Raw genomic sequence first — 13,774 nt, forward strand, 5'->3', positions numbered from 1 at the left:
TGTTTCCTTGGTGCTATCACTGGCTACGGATGGCCCAGAGCTGCATGTCGAGCTCCGGGAAATCGCCGGCGATGTGGAAGGCGAGCGTGTTGCCCACCGCCAGCATCTGCCAGGCCGGGCTCTGCCGGTCGAGCTGGAAGTAGCTGTAACCGGCGTGATAGGGCAGCTGACGCGGCGCCACCGGCAGCGGCAGCAGCGGAATGCCGGGCAGTTGCAGGCTGATGAGCTCGCGGATCTTGTCGCTGGAGGCCACCTTGGTCTGTTGCAGCAACTGCTTGCGCAGCTGCTCCTGGGGCATGCGGGCGCGCACCGCCAGCACGAAGTCGGCGCTTTGCATCAGCTCGCTCTCCCCCACCACGGCCACCATGACGCCGTACTGGTGCTTGCGCAGCTGGATGGAGACGGCGCGGGGCGACAGCACTGTGCTCAGCGCCTGCCGCAGGGCCAGCATCACCGGCTCGAAGCTCACCTGCTGATCGTCGTGACGATAGGCGGGGAACTCGGGGGGCAGGCGGGACTCGTCGGTGAAGGTCATCAGCTCGCCGCACAGCTGCACCAGCGCCTCGTGCAGCCGCTCCGGGTGCAATGTGCCAAGACGCGAGAGGTGCGACAGCTGGGGCTGGGCCCGGTTGAGCAGTTGCAGCATCATGAACTCGGCCACATCGGCGACCCCCTGCTGACCCGGCGCCGCGATGCGCTGGGAGAGGCTGCGGGCCCGCTCTGCCACCAGACCCGCCGACTCGCCGAGGAAGCGCTTGAGGGTCGGGATGGCCGAGACGCTGATGCTGCAGGGCATGAAGTTGGGATCCAGCACCAGACCGCCGTCCGGGCGCTTGTCCAGAATGCGGGCGATGGCGAGCGAGGCATAGGCGCTGCGATCGTCCCGCTCCAGCATCAGCCGCAGACTGACCCTGCCCACCTCGAGGGAGACCACGTCCCCCCCTTCGCTGTGCAGATCCCGCACGTCGTGGCGATGGGCCTGCAACCGGCTGGAGACCAGACCTCCCTGCCCCACCTCGTTGACACCGCTCACCGAGAGGGGCAGCGCCAGATAGACCTTCTGGTTCGCCACCGAGGCGTCGGTGACCTCCAGGGGGGATGGCAGCACGTCGTCATTGGGAATATTGAAGACGGTGCCGTCCGGCAGTATGCCGGTGGCCCCCACCAGGGCGATGCGGCCAAAGCCGAGGTAATCCTCGTTGATGACCAGCGACTGCAAGCCATAGAAATAGTCGGAGAGCGCGCTCAGGCGAGCGTGCAGCGCGTAGTCCGAATGCCTTTGTTGTTGCTGGAAGTGCTGGGGCTTGATGAAGAGCCCCTCACGCCAGATAACCCGATTTCGACTCGACATGGTTATTCTTCTTCTTGTTGCAGTTCCACTTCATCCAGACGCAGATGAACCAGGATTTGATAGGCCGTGCCCTTGCTCTTGACCTTGATGACCTTGCGCCACTCGGCGCTGTCCGGATCGGCATAACGCGCGATCACCCCGATGTAGCGGGTCTTCTCGTCCAGCTTGATGGGGGGCAGATACTTGAACTGCCCCGGCAGCAGGGTGTAGTCCTGATGATCCAGGTAGTTCTTGCCAAGGGCCTTCTCCACGTCCTCTGTCACCTGGTCGTAGTCGGTGGCGAGCAGCTTGGAATCTTCCGCCAGCAGCAGCACCTGAAACTCGATCGGCGCCGCCTCCCCGCTCTCGTTGGGGTTGACGTCGGGCTCGGCCACCAGGCTCAGCCCCAGGGTGGAAGGCTGGCTGTCATTGCTGCCCACCTGGATGTCCGGGTTCATGGCCACGTCGGCCATCTTGCCCATGGTGGTACAAGCTGCCAGGGTCAGCACACAGGCCCCCAGCATCAACGCACGTATCATCAAATCAGTCCCTGTTGCTGACGCACGGCCTGGTCATAGGCTTGGGCATACACCTGGTGGAACAGCTTGTCGAACCCCTGCTGGCGGGCCGAGGTGAGCTCGCGGTAGTAGTGCTGATACATGTTCCAGGCCCAGCCCTCGTCGGCCATGCCGGGGGTGCCGGTGCGGCGGTAGTGCTCGAAGCGACCGAGCAGGGCCTCGGGCGAGAAGGCTTGAAGGATGCTGTCCAGCGCCGCGCCGATCGCCTGCTGATTCGCCACGTGGTGGATGCGCACATTGCGCAGGCTCTCGGCCACCGCCGCCGGGGCGGTCAGGTGCACCGGGCTCTTCTGCTCGGCAAACATCACCGCCAGGGTCTCGTCATAGTCGAGCCCGAGCCGCAGCGGGTTGTCCTCGATGGGACGCAGGTGCTTGTCCGCCAGCGCCGCCTGATCGCTTTGCAGTTGCAGCAGCCCCTCAACCATGGCCCGCACCGTCTTGCCCATCTCTTCGAGCATGTCGTGAGCCTGCTGGGTATCCTGCAACTGCAACGGCTGACCCAGGCCACGCATCAGCGGAGTCAGGGCGACGTGATCGACCCCCTCCAGCGGATGGGCGTAATCGGGATGGTTCTCTATGGTGGGCATATCCAGAAATTCTTGGTTCATGGTGTTCTCGGCGGCAGAAAAGGGGGACAGGGAGGGGTATTCCCTGCCCGGTTGCGGGTTCGAGTCAGGCTGGTGACGAGCATCGACCAGCGGGGTCAGAACGGAGCGCTCATGCTGCAGCGCCAGCAGGGGGTCGACGGCCAGGGCACGCGGATCGGCCATGGGCTGGCTGGCCAGATCATCGCCGGTCAGCCACTCGTCGAGCTGCTCGGCCGGACGCGTGCCCAGCACCTGCTGCAGGCTCTGCTCGGCCGAGATGGCCCCCAGGTAGGCCCGCAGCCGAAACGGGCCGACGACGAGCTCGTCCCCCTGCTCCAGATGTACCTTGCGGGCCCGCCCTATGGGGGAGGTCGCGCCATTGATATAGGTCTGGCCGCTCAGATCGCACAGGCAGAAGCGGCCATCCTGGTGCTCGACCCTGGCGTGGGCCGGCATCACGGCCCCCAACCTGTCGCGCAGTTGCCAGTCATCCTGCTCGGAGGCCCCCAGGGTCCCCCCCATCTCGTCGAAGCGGTATTGCCCCTGCTGGTTGCCGTCGAGCTGCTCGCTGTTGAGCACCACCAGGGAAAGTTGCTGGTTAAAGTCGTCCACATTCACTCCTGCACACAAATGGTCACGAAGGGATCACTCGGCGGCTGGCCAAGAAAGGTACTCCACCCCAGGCGGGCACTCTGCTCCTCCCCCAGCCGCAGCCCCCTGGCCTGCTCCTGGCCGAAACCAAGTCGCAGATCCCAGGCCAGCTGATCGCGCAAGATGAAGGAGACAAAGGTCACCAGGGCGGGGAAGTGCTCCCCGTTCGGCAGAAACCCGAGAAACTGCCCAAAACTCAGGTTGTTGATCTTCAATAGAAACTTGCCCGCACAGTCGTTCACCTTGTCGCCGATGACAAAATCATCCCCCAGGGTGGCGCAGGCGCTGCCCAGCCGGTTTTGCTGATCCTGATGAATAGGCACCCTGCGCCATTGCCAGGCACTCACCTCCACCTGCGCCAGATCGAAACAGTGCGCCACCAGACCGGCCACCACCTCGGGAGAGCGGCTGGGGCTGGCCAGCAGCCCCGCATAGGAGAGCATCTTGGCGCGGTTGACCGGCAGGCTCTGGCAGACCGCCTCGTTGCCCAGCCCCACCAGGGCGAACATCAGACGGGAGAAACCATCCTCGCCGTTGTCCTGAAAGCGCACGTGATAGCGATACTTGCGCCAGATCCGGTGCAGCAGGGTCAGCAGACGGTGGTGGAAGAAGTCCAGAAACAGACCCAGCTTCTGCTCCCCCTGGGCGTACTCCCAGGCCAGGGAGTCCAGGTAGTAGCCGGGCATGGGCGACTGGCTGCCGTGCAGGCCGAGGAAGGCCACCTCCAGCTCGTGGCGCCCCTTGCCATCGCGGCCGATCTGCAGCACGTCGCTGGTGGGAAAACCGAGGGAGGCGGTCGCCTTGAAGCGGATCCCCTCATCCCCGGGCAGGTGATCCAGCCTGCGCTCCTGATCGGTACCGTCCAGCCGGTTGAGCAGCTCAACCAGCTGGAAGAAACTGAAGCGGGGCGCGTCCCTGGCGGACGTCACATCAGGGAGTGCTGACCGATCTGGACTGGCCACAGGTAACGCTCCTTGTTGTCGAGATTGACCACCTCAAGGAGGTGGAAGGCATTGACGCTGGCATACAGCGAGAAGAAGTGGGCCAGCACAGTGCTGAACAGATAGAGCTCCCCTTCGCTGCCAAAGGCGGACTGGCGGATGGATAGCACCGACTTGAGCCCGCGCACCGGCATGCCCCGCACCAGCCTGTCCACCGGGCTGGTTTCGATCTGCTCTATCCCCGCCAGCCGCTTGCGCGACGCCTGCTCCGCCTGCTTGTCGTGCAGCGCCGGAAAATCGTAGGTGCGCAGCACCTGCACCAGGGCATCGCGGCGCAGCAGGGAGACATAGTTGAGCGAGAGGTTGGAGATCAGCGTCCAGTGCAGGCTGCCATCGAGGGCCGGCCGCAACGGCCGGGTCGGCCGGATCAGGTTGCGGAAGGTGGCAAACGAGGGCGAGCTGCCGGTGGGCACGCAGATGCTACCCACCTTGAGACGGGCGGCACGGGAGCGGTTGGTGCAGGTCAGGGTGACAGAGATGGACTCATCCAGATTGACTGTGGTGGTTTCATCCCCCCGCACGAAGGAGAGGCTGTGCTCGAAACCGTCGCCGCTCACCGACTCTCTGACCCGCACCCGGTAATAGAGCGCCAGCCGCTGCTTGGCCCGCTCTATCTGGTGCTGGAAACTCTCGAACGGCTGATAGATGCGCGGCGTACCGCGGGAGCGCCCCTGGTTGCCCTCGACCCAGCCCTCGACCTCATCAACCGAGAAGATCTCGAAGCTGTCCGCATGGCGATAACTCGCCTTGAGGGGGTACTCCGTCTGGCGACCGTTGAGGTTGACCGGCTCGCTGTCGTGCTGGAACAAATTGATGGCCGGCACGCAGTTGAGCATGAAGGAGTCGGGGCGGATCTTGAGTTCCGCCGGCAGGGGCCGGTCGAAACAGAAGTGGATCTGGAATTCACTCACCGGCAGCGGCTGTTTGGGCCAGTCGCCACCGCTGAGTTCAAAGAAGAGGAAGCTCTCCGGGAAGCAGAAGTACTCCTGCAGGATCCGGTAGCCGGAGTAGACGTTGTTCGGATAGGGCAGGAGCGCATCGTCGCGCTCGAAGCCGACGGGCTTGAGTGCCTTGGCCTCCTGGCGAAAGCGCTTGCCGTCGATCTCCAGCTCGATATGGGAGAGCTGGTTGGAGAGCCAGAAGTAGAGCTCATAGGCGGTGTAACTGTCGCCACCGAGGAAGAAACGCAGCTTGTCCAGCTGCAGTTCGCTCAATGGCAAGGGGGCATGCAGGGCGATATCCAGCGAAATGGTGGAGAGATCGTTGCCGCTTTGGGCAGCGATGTGGCGGATATCGGCCGGATAGACCCAGGCATCGTGACTGGTCTGGAAGTGACAGGTCACTTCGTCCATGGGCAGGCTGTCGAGCTGGCAGCCTTGCTTCACCAGCGCCGGCTGGGTGATGGCTCCCGGAATGACCGAGAACTGCATGATGGTCATGCTGGGCACGGGGCGCAGATAGTTGGGCCAGAGCATATTGAGCAGACCGTGAGTCAGCTCGGGGAACTCATCCTCTATCTTGGCGCGCAGATTGCCGGTGAGAAACGCGAAGCCTTCCAGCAAGCGTTCCACGTCCGGATCGGTATTTTGCTCCGACAGGAAACGGGTGAGTTCGGGATGCGCATCGGCAAATTCGCGCCCTTGCAGGCGCAAAAATGCCAATTCATCCCTGAAGTAATGTTCCAGCGACATTGAGATCAGACCATGCGGTAGTGACGGTGGCTGTCCATATGGACGTTGAACGAGGTAACCTGCTCGATATGCTCCAGTCTCACGTGGGCCGTCACCTGAAACGACATCTCAAGCGGGCTCGCCTGATGGTCGGGTGAACGGACATCCACATGAATGATCCGCGGCTCATAGCGGCGGATGCATTGCCGGATCGCCTCACGGATCCGCCCACGGATGTCGGCGCTGCCCTGGGTGGCATCATTGAGATCGATGACACCGAGCTCGGGCGCGCTGCGGCAATTGCCGGGGCGAGTGTTGAGGATCTGATCGAGCTGGCGTTTGACCGAGTCGATCAGCTCCTCAACGTCCGATTGGGGGGAGGAGACGAGCCCCTCCCCCCGGATCCGGTCAAACAGACTGGCCGCATTGCCTCTATCCCAGGAAGAGAGATACGGCATCGGGCATTATTCCTTGTCCAGACGACCCACCAGGGACAGCTCGAAGCTGGCACCCATGTACTTGAAGTGCGGGCGCACGGCCATGGCGACCTGATACCAGCCCGGCTCCCCTTCCACGTCCAGCACCTTGATCTGGGCGGCACGCAGCGGGCGACGGCTGCGCACATCTGCCGGCGGGTTCTCCTGATCGGCCACGTACTGCTTGATCCAGCCGTTCAGTTCACGCTCCAGATCCTGACGCTCCTTCCAGGAGCCGATCTGCTCGCGCTGCAGCACCTTGATGTAGTGCGCCAGGCGATTGATGATGAACATGTAGGGCAGCTGGGTGCCGAGCTTGTAGTTGGTCTCCGCTTCCTTGCCTTCTTTGGTGTTCGGGAACACCTTGGGTTTTTGCACCGAGTTGGCGGAGAAGAAGGCCGCGTTGTCGCTGTCCTTGCGCATGGTCAGGGTGATGAAGCCCTCTTCCGACAGCTCGTATTCGCGGCGATCCGTGATCAGCACCTCGGTCGGGATCTTCGCCTGCAGCTGACCCATGGCCTCGTAGACATGCACCGGCAGATCGTGGATGGCACCGCCGCTCTGGGGACCTATGATGTTCGGGCACCAGCGATACTTGGCGAAGCTGTCGGTCAGGGAGGTGCCCATCAGATAGGCGGTGTTGCCCCACAGGTAGTGGTCGTGATCCGAGCTGATGTCTTCCTGATAGTTGAAGCCCTTGATGGGGTTTTCGGTCGGATCATAGGGCAGACGGGCCAGGAAACGCGGTGCGGTCAGCCCCAGATAGCGGGCATCTTCCGATTCACGCAGGGAGCGCCACTTGGTGTAGGACGGGCCTTCGAAGACCGACTTGAGATCCTTGATGGACGGCAGATCGGTGAAGCTGTCCACGCCAAAGAAGGCCGGTGCGACAGAGGAGATGAAAGGCGCGTGGGCCATGGCCCCCACCGCACTGACATACTGCATCAGCTTGATGTCGGGCGAGCTGTGGGTGAAGGCATAGTCGCCGATCACGGCGCCGACAGGCTGGCCGCCAAACTGGCCGTAACCGGTCGAGTAGACATGCTTGTAGAGACCGGACTGAGTGATCTCGGGCGAGAATTCGAAATCCTCCAGCAGCTCTTCCTTGGTCGCATGGAGCACCTGGATCTTGATGTTTTCACGAAAATCGGTGCGATCCACCAGCAGCTTGAGGGAGCGCCAGGAGGACTCCAGCTCCTGCACCTCTTTGGCGTGCAGGATGACGTCCATCTGCTTGCTCAGCTTCTTGTCGAGCTCGACAATCATGCTGTCCACCAGCGCCTTGTTGACTGGCTCCGAGGTGGTACCGCTGTCCAGAATGTTGGCGATCAGGGCGGCAACCCCCTGCTTGGCGACACTGTATCCCTCATCCACCGGGGTGATGCGGGCCTGCGCCATGATTTCGTCCAGCAAGGACGAGGAGGCCGCACTCGCCCCCGCTTGAACCTGTTCTTCGACCAAAGACATATTTTTTCCTTATCAGTCAGTCAATTAATCTGCGGATCACTCGGCAGGCTTAATCAGATCCAGCTCCTTGAGCAGTTGCTCGCGAGCCTCGTCACTGGACAGCAGATCCTGCAAACGATTGCGGAAGGACGGGATATTTCCCAGGGGTCCTTTCAGGGCAACCAGGGCCTCACGCAGTTCCAGCAGCTTGCGCAGCTCGGGAACCTGCTGGGCCACGCTGTCGGGAGTGAAGTCTTCCAGAGACTGGATCTTGATCGACACAGGCAACTCGTCCTGGCTGTTTTCTTCCAGACGGTTGGGAACGGAGAACTTCAGCTCCAGTGCAGATTCTTTCATGACAGAGGAAAAATTATTCTTGTCGATGGAGACGGTGTGACGCTCCTCAATGGGGGTCTCTTCCGTGCGTCCTTTCATATTGCCAACCACCATCATGGTCAACGGAAGCTCTATTTCCGCCTGCTGACCACCGGTTGCCGGCACATATTTGATATTGATACGCTCTTTGGGCGCAACAGTGGCGCCATCAATTCCTTTTCCCATGCTCTAAATACCAAGTTAAGGATCCATGAAGACCCTAAAGCTTATAGCCAATGCATCTGTCAGCAACTGTAACAAATGACAGTTGACGGGATCGGCAGGGATCCTGACAAAAAAACATCAGCCGACGGTGCATTCTCGATATATGCCAAGGCAAGGCTTGGCAACCGAAAACACAGTATGCATCTTGTTACTTAATACAACCCGATAACGTCTCTACTCTTTGTTAGAGATCATCTTGGCTAGAGAGCCATTTGCGACAAATGGTATATTTTAAAATATCAATGAGTCAACAATAAATTATTAAATATGGATTTTAAAAGCAGAGTGAAATCAAAAAAATCAAATAAAAACAGCATGTTAGTGAAAATATATGAGCTTAATACAGGATTGTAGCAAACAAGAGTAAATCAGAAAAAACCATTATTCATGTAGGATAAATCTGATATTTACCAAAGATGTGAAGTGAACTTCACATCATGAAAAAGGTCAATCAACAATCTATTTAAAGATTGATTATGTAACAAAAGGTGTCTGCTGATAAATAAGAAAGCCGCCATGATGTGGTTTCATGACGGCTTCATAACGGCTTCATGACTGATTAGTGACAAGAGAACCGGAGCAATAGGGGGAAAAGATGTCATTCATTCACTGCGAATATGTGACATCGGCAACCATATTCGTGGCGCTAAATGTCGTTGCGTGGCTGCACCAGCTGACGGTTTTTTTCCTGTGTCACAAACCAGTGCTGCGCCAGTTTCTGTCCAGCTCCCTTCTCTTGTTCTGTCATGCCTTTTTCCAGCTCACGGCTGGCGGCTGTCGCATCTGTATTGCCATCCGTGGCTGCCAGCAAATACCATGCATAGGCATGCAATCTGTTACGAGGCGCCCCCCAGCCCTGTTCACGCATGGTACCCATACGATATTGGGCTTGACGGTGGTTGGCATTTGCCGCCAGTCGGTACTGTTTCAATGCCAGGCTGTAGTCCGCCTCGCCGCCGAGTCCCAGCCGCAACATCTCGCCATAGGCATAGCGGGCATCCACATTGCCTTCACCCGCCGCAAGGGAAAGGCTCTGGCGAGCCGCCTTCAGCTCTCCCCTCTCCTGCTGCAAGATTGCCAGCTCAAGTTGAGCCTGACTCACACCGCCAGCAGCGGCCAGGGTCAACCAATGTTCACGGGCAACTTCATCGGTCTGCTGCAGGCTCAACTGGTATTCAGCCTCATGGAAGCCCTGGCCTGCGGCCAGCTCCAGCCAGTACCTGCCCAGCGCCAGATCCTGGGGCACCTGTTCACCCGCCAGATAGGCCTGCCCCAGCCACAGCTGAGCTGATGGCGAGCCCGCATTGGCGGCACGCTGATAAAGGGGAAACGCCTCTGTCGTATTCGCTTTGCGAGCCAGGGTCAACAAGGCATCCGGTTGCTGCTGAGCGGCAGCCTTTTCGTACCAACGCTGGGCAAGGTCGGGACGTTTGCTCACCCCCTTGCCCTGCTCATAACGCAGGCCGAGCCGATATTGGGCGTCACGATTACCCTGCTCGGCGGCCTTTTCCAGCCACTGAACCGCATCGACATCGGCGCCGGGCTGGCTGGCATACCACTCCCCCAGAATCAACTGAGCGCCGGCATGATCCCGTTTGGCAGCCTGCTCGAACCACTCGAGACACGCGCTCACCAACTTATCCTGGTGTTGACGCTGGCATTCCTTGCCAAGTTGATAGCTGGCGTCCCGATTACCCAGCTTGGCCGAACGCTGCCACCAGTCATGGGCCAGCCTGGGGTTCTTGGGCTCACCCAAACCAGCCTGATACCAGCTCCCCACCTGCAGCGCCGCTTTACCGCGAATATCGGCATCCGCCGCCAAAGGCCCGGTTTGATCCGCGGCCTGCTTCATCCAGCGCATCGCCTCTGGATAATCGGGCTTGGCAGCCAGACGATTGGCAAGCTCATATTGCGCCTTGCCCTGGCCCTGCTGGGCGGCTTGAGATAGTTCGGATTCAGTCAGTGACGTCGTTGTGGCACAAGCGGCGAGCCAATGGGTCGCCAGTACCAACCATAATGTGCGGTATGTCATTATCTATATCTGCGAATAATTGAGATGGAGGGGGTGGCTGCGTGCATAACACTTTTTGACCACCTGATGTATTTGCTATTTCTCTTCAGCTCTCTTTAAAATTGACCGTTTTCTAGAGACCCTCATGCCGATACAAAGCACTATTGCTCGTTCACGTGGTCCAGCTTGACCAGGTCCAGACCCAGCTTGCGCCCCTCGTTTAACAGCTTATCGAGAATATCAGAGTGACAAATAAAACCTGTATATTGATCAGCATCTATATCCCAAAGCACAACTTCATATCCTCGCGCTTGCAGCCATAAGTCATAAAGCACCAACATGCTCCAAACCGATGCATCCTCATCCGGCTCGGAGCAAATGAAGTGCTCCTTCAAACCATGCATATCCGCCAATGCGTTGCCCTGTAACTCAACTTCCTCGACGTCTCGCCAGTCGATATTGAGACATCCCCAATGCTCATCGGAATTCAGCGCAACAAGTGTTGACACTATACCGTCCTGTAGCGCATCGGCATTGCTATTCATCAGAGAGTTCACTCTGCCGACTCGGATCTCTTCAGGCAGGGGGGATAGCAACGTTGATAAAAACCATTTTTTTCTTCGTCTTTCGACATAAACCATGGGAATCAACAGGGGGGACAAGATGATGACAGAGAGGATCAATAATACTTTTTTTATCACCTTCACTTGTTTTCCTCGATTTCTTTTCATACAGAACCACGGGACCAAGCAACGAAATGCCCACATCTAAAAGTTCTTAATTAACAATGCACATGTAGCCATTGATACATTCAGGGTTTTCAATGCCATATCTTGCGGTAATGAATTTCATCAAGCTAACAGCCTAACTGGAACTATTTTCTACATATTGAGTATTCGCCTGGACTGCTCCAAGATATCACATTGTATTCTCTCGATATCATATGTTTATCCTTATAAAAACCAACTACTTCTGAAGGATACCATCCATGCCCATAAGTAAAGAGCGCTTCATTTTCAATTAAATTATTTATTATTTTTATTTTTTTGATCTTCATCGATAACTGTGAGAATCATAAAGTCACCATCATGAGCAAAACCAAGGCTAGACATTGCATTGACCAGGGACTTTTACATGACTATTATCTTAATTGTGTTTCCTGCCAGTTCGGATACAACAATCGAATCACTCGGCATTATGTTTATTCAACTTTCACTCTTAACATTATAGAGGTTGATGTCGGTACATAATCTATAACTAGCTCTGGAGCTCCCCCAGGAATATGCTGGCTAGGCCCCTTAAAATAATTGTTTTCAGATAGTGGGCTACGAGGGCTCATACTGTTTATTCCTTTTATTTCTCACACATTAAAACCTTCTGATAATGACCCAGGGTTTAACCCCATATTATTTTCAATAGATGCGGCAGTTATTTTTGAAATGGTTACCTCACCACTCCCTGCATCTTCAAAGTACTTCATTACCCCTCGCGTATCGGTTACAAAAGTCCCATCTCTCCCGATCGACGGATATTGGTCCCAACTGGTGGGACTTATATTATACCCCACGTCATCAACCAACATTTGTTTTTGCCGCTCTCTCGCGGCAACCACACTTGGTGGCTCAATTGGCTGATCAATCGGATTAGGATACGTTGAGCCTTCTGATGGGCAATTAGCCGCTTTAAACATCAATCCCAATGGATCCACCCAGCCGGTGGGGTTGGGTGCGTACTGGTAGTTATTGAGCCCGCCAGCCAAGCCTATCGGGTCGGAGGTGATAAATCTACCAGTGTCGGGCTGGTAGTAACGGTGACGGTTATAATGCAGCCCGGTCTCTTCGTCATAATACTGGCCCTGGAAACGCAGGGGGTCTCTACCTCGGCCAGCTCCTGCTTCCAGACGTTGCCATAGGCGCGATAACGCACCTGCCAAGCGGTGTGACCGTCGTGATGAGTCAGGGCCAGCGGGGTGCCGAGGTGATCCAGCTGGTAGTGATAAACCTCGGCCTGATCCCCCTCTCCTTCCAGCTGTACTAGGGGTTTGAAACTGCCCGGCTCGTAGACAAAGCTGCGATAGATGCCGTCGCTGCGGCTCTCGGCGATGAGATAGTTGGCCTGCCACAAGAACTCGGTCACCAGCTCGGCGCCCTGCCCTTTCTGCCCATTGAGCGTCTTGCTAATGCGGCGACCAAAGGCATCGTAGTCGTAGCGGGCTGTGCTGCCATCAGGCAGCTCGACCGCAATCAGCTGATGCTGACAATCGTACTCATAGCGGGTCACCAATGATTGGCCCTTGCCGCGTCGTTCGACGGCCAGACGACCAAATTCGTCATATTCAAAGTGGCGATCGCCACTGAACAGCAGCCGGTTACCCTGGGCTCTAGCAGGCTCCAATTGAGCCCCGCGAATCTGGCTCAGCAGGTTGCCCGCCGGATCGTGCAGGAAGCGTTCGGTCAGCTCACCGCGCACCTCCAGCAAGCGATCCAGCGGGTCATAGCTGTAGTGCTGCTCCGCTTGCACGCTGTCATTGATCTGCAGCAGATTGCCGGTGCGGTCATAGCCGTAGCGCCGCTCACGAGCGATCTGCTTGTCCCGTTGCAGTCACAGCGCCGTCAGACGCCCCTGCTCGTCATATTCGTATTGCTGGATCAGCGTCCCCTGGCTGCGGCGCATCTCCAATCCACCAACCATCTGGTGGCGAGTCAGTTCGGCACCGTTCAGATCAATCCCGCTTAGCTCGCCATGCAGGCAGTGGTAAGCCAACTTGTTGCCATCAGGCAACTGCCAGTGGGCCAGCCGACCCATGGCATCATGCTTGAAATAGCTGGAAGCCAAGCTCGTCCCACTCGGCCGTCACCTTGCCGTATGGGATATGGAAGTAAAGAGATAGAAAAGTCAGGACATGGCGTTATCCTGGCCTTTACACATCCACATATTGAAAGAGGGCTAACTGAATTAATAAAGGTTCAATCCAGTATCCGGCGATAACCAGACCTATACAGATTGCTTCTCGAACGCAGATTACGCTGCACTAATCGAGCCTACGGCCCTAGTCATAACCACTGCTCGATAGTACAGCTCGCCTTGCACTGGTTAAAAAACAACCCAAGTTATCTCTATTGAGTTAAAATTCTCTCTTACGACTCAGCCTCGAACGCTTGTTCTCAGTAAAAATCGTGAGAATCTCAATATTTATATTGGTCTAACCATAACGATACATAGCTTCATCAAGTAGCTTTTTCTCAGCATCAGAGTACTTTGATTGGTCATACCCTTTCATACTCTCCCAAATCCCCCTTATGGGTATTCGTCTATTCTTATCTTTGAGAATTTCAATCAGATTTTCATAGTCATAAAAAAAATCCTCTTTATGATTTTCAATAAGAATTATTAATTGTTCTCTAAAGTATTCACCTTCGGTCAT

The 13,774-nt window shown here is 57.1% G+C and carries 14 protein-coding genes; all 14 read right to left on the reverse strand.

What is annotated here, in order from left to right:
• Positions 1 to 16: 16 nt before the first annotated feature.
• Positions 17 to 1,351, reverse strand: a complete 1,335-nt coding sequence (gene tssK / locus ACFWHB_RS13120; protein WP_395948607.1) for a type VI secretion system baseplate subunit TssK — start codon at positions 1,349 to 1,351, stop codon at positions 17 to 19.
• 2 nt (positions 1,352 to 1,353) lie between these two features.
• Positions 1,354 to 1,869: a type VI secretion system lipoprotein TssJ gene (gene tssJ / locus ACFWHB_RS13125; RefSeq protein WP_139436165.1), complete on the reverse strand. Its 516-nt coding sequence runs from the start codon at positions 1,867 to 1,869 to the stop codon at positions 1,354 to 1,356.
• Positions 1,869 to 3,107 (reverse strand): type VI secretion system-associated FHA domain protein TagH, encoded by a 1,239-nt coding sequence (tagH, locus tag ACFWHB_RS13130; RefSeq protein WP_395948608.1) that lies wholly within the window; start codon positions 3,105 to 3,107, stop codon positions 1,869 to 1,871. The genes tssJ and tagH overlap by 1 nt, the downstream gene beginning before the upstream one ends.
• Positions 3,108 to 3,109: 2 nt before the next feature.
• Positions 3,110 to 4,108: a type VI secretion system baseplate subunit TssG gene (tssG, locus tag ACFWHB_RS13135; protein ID WP_139744855.1), complete on the reverse strand. Its 999-nt coding sequence runs from the start codon at positions 4,106 to 4,108 to the stop codon at positions 3,110 to 3,112.
• Positions 4,072 to 5,838 (reverse strand): type VI secretion system baseplate subunit TssF, encoded by a 1,767-nt coding sequence (tssF, locus tag ACFWHB_RS13140; RefSeq protein ID WP_234567940.1) that lies wholly within the window; start codon positions 5,836 to 5,838, stop codon positions 4,072 to 4,074. Before tssF ends, tssG begins: the two co-directional genes overlap by 37 nt.
• A 5-nt stretch (positions 5,839 to 5,843) precedes the next feature.
• Complete coding sequence (gene tssE, locus ACFWHB_RS13145) at positions 5,844 to 6,275, reverse strand: type VI secretion system baseplate subunit TssE (RefSeq protein ID WP_025326630.1); 432 nt, start codon at positions 6,273 to 6,275, stop codon at positions 5,844 to 5,846.
• A gap of 6 nt (positions 6,276 to 6,281) precedes the next feature.
• Positions 6,282 to 7,760: a type VI secretion system contractile sheath large subunit gene (tssC, locus tag ACFWHB_RS13150; RefSeq protein ID WP_025326629.1), complete on the reverse strand. Its 1,479-nt coding sequence runs from the start codon at positions 7,758 to 7,760 to the stop codon at positions 6,282 to 6,284.
• 36 nt (positions 7,761 to 7,796) lie between these two features.
• Positions 7,797 to 8,300: a type VI secretion system contractile sheath small subunit gene (gene tssB, locus ACFWHB_RS13155; RefSeq protein ID WP_395948609.1), complete on the reverse strand. Its 504-nt coding sequence runs from the start codon at positions 8,298 to 8,300 to the stop codon at positions 7,797 to 7,799.
• Between the two features lie 685 nt (positions 8,301 to 8,985).
• Positions 8,986 to 10,371 carry a tetratricopeptide repeat protein gene (locus tag ACFWHB_RS13160; protein WP_395948610.1) on the reverse strand — a complete coding sequence of 462 codons (1,386 nt, stop codon included), beginning with the start codon at positions 10,369 to 10,371 and terminating at the stop codon, positions 8,986 to 8,988.
• A 140-nt stretch (positions 10,372 to 10,511) separates the two neighbouring features.
• The gene (locus tag ACFWHB_RS13165) at positions 10,512 to 11,081 is read right to left on the reverse strand and encodes a DUF6630 family protein (protein ID WP_395948611.1); all 570 of its coding nucleotides are present in this window, start codon (positions 11,079 to 11,081) and stop codon (positions 10,512 to 10,514) included.
• A gap of 629 nt (positions 11,082 to 11,710) precedes the next feature.
• Complete coding sequence (locus ACFWHB_RS13170; protein WP_395950203.1) at positions 11,711 to 12,217, reverse strand: RHS repeat-associated core domain-containing protein; 507 nt, start codon at positions 12,215 to 12,217, stop codon at positions 11,711 to 11,713.
• Positions 12,112 to 12,870, reverse strand: a complete 759-nt coding sequence (locus tag ACFWHB_RS13175; protein WP_395948612.1) for an RHS repeat domain-containing protein — start codon at positions 12,868 to 12,870, stop codon at positions 12,112 to 12,114. The genes ACFWHB_RS13170 and ACFWHB_RS13175 overlap by 106 nt, the downstream gene beginning before the upstream one ends.
• A gap of 81 nt (positions 12,871 to 12,951) precedes the next feature.
• On the reverse strand, positions 12,952 to 13,185 hold the full coding sequence (locus ACFWHB_RS13180; protein WP_395948613.1) for a hypothetical protein: 234 nt from the start codon (positions 13,183 to 13,185) through the stop codon (positions 12,952 to 12,954).
• Positions 13,186 to 13,552: 367 nt separating this feature from the next.
• Entirely contained in the window at positions 13,553 to 13,774 is a 222-nt protein-coding gene (locus tag ACFWHB_RS13185; RefSeq protein WP_395948614.1) for a hypothetical protein, read from the reverse strand.

This window comes from Aeromonas mytilicola subsp. aquatica, assembly GCF_044336385.1.
Taxonomy (GTDB): Bacteria; Pseudomonadota; Gammaproteobacteria; order Enterobacterales; family Aeromonadaceae; genus Aeromonas; species Aeromonas rivipollensis.

Coding starts and splice junctions, on each gene's coding strand:
- tssF (WP_234567940.1), bottom strand. CDS start 5,838: ATGTCGCTGGAACATTACTTCAGGGATGAATTGGCATTTTTGCGCCTG.
- tssB (WP_395948609.1), bottom strand. CDS start 8,300: ATGGGAAAAGGAATTGATGGCGCCACTGTTGCGCCCAAAGAGCGTATC.
- tssC (WP_025326629.1), bottom strand. CDS start 7,760: ATGTCTTTGGTCGAAGAACAGGTTCAAGCGGGGGCGAGTGCGGCCTCC.
- tssK (WP_395948607.1), bottom strand. CDS start 1,351: ATGTCGAGTCGAAATCGGGTTATCTGGCGTGAGGGGCTCTTCATCAAG.
- tssE (WP_025326630.1), bottom strand. CDS start 6,275: ATGCCGTATCTCTCTTCCTGGGATAGAGGCAATGCGGCCAGTCTGTTT.
- tssJ (WP_139436165.1), bottom strand. CDS start 1,869: ATGATACGTGCGTTGATGCTGGGGGCCTGTGTGCTGACCCTGGCAGCT.
- ACFWHB_RS13165 (WP_395948611.1), bottom strand. CDS start 11,081: ATGAAAAGAAATCGAGGAAAACAAGTGAAGGTGATAAAAAAAGTATTA.
- ACFWHB_RS13160 (WP_395948610.1), bottom strand. CDS start 10,371: ATGACATACCGCACATTATGGTTGGTACTGGCGACCCATTGGCTCGCC.
- ACFWHB_RS13185 (WP_395948614.1), bottom strand. CDS start 13,774: ATGACCGAAGGTGAATACTTTAGAGAACAATTAATAATTCTTATTGAA.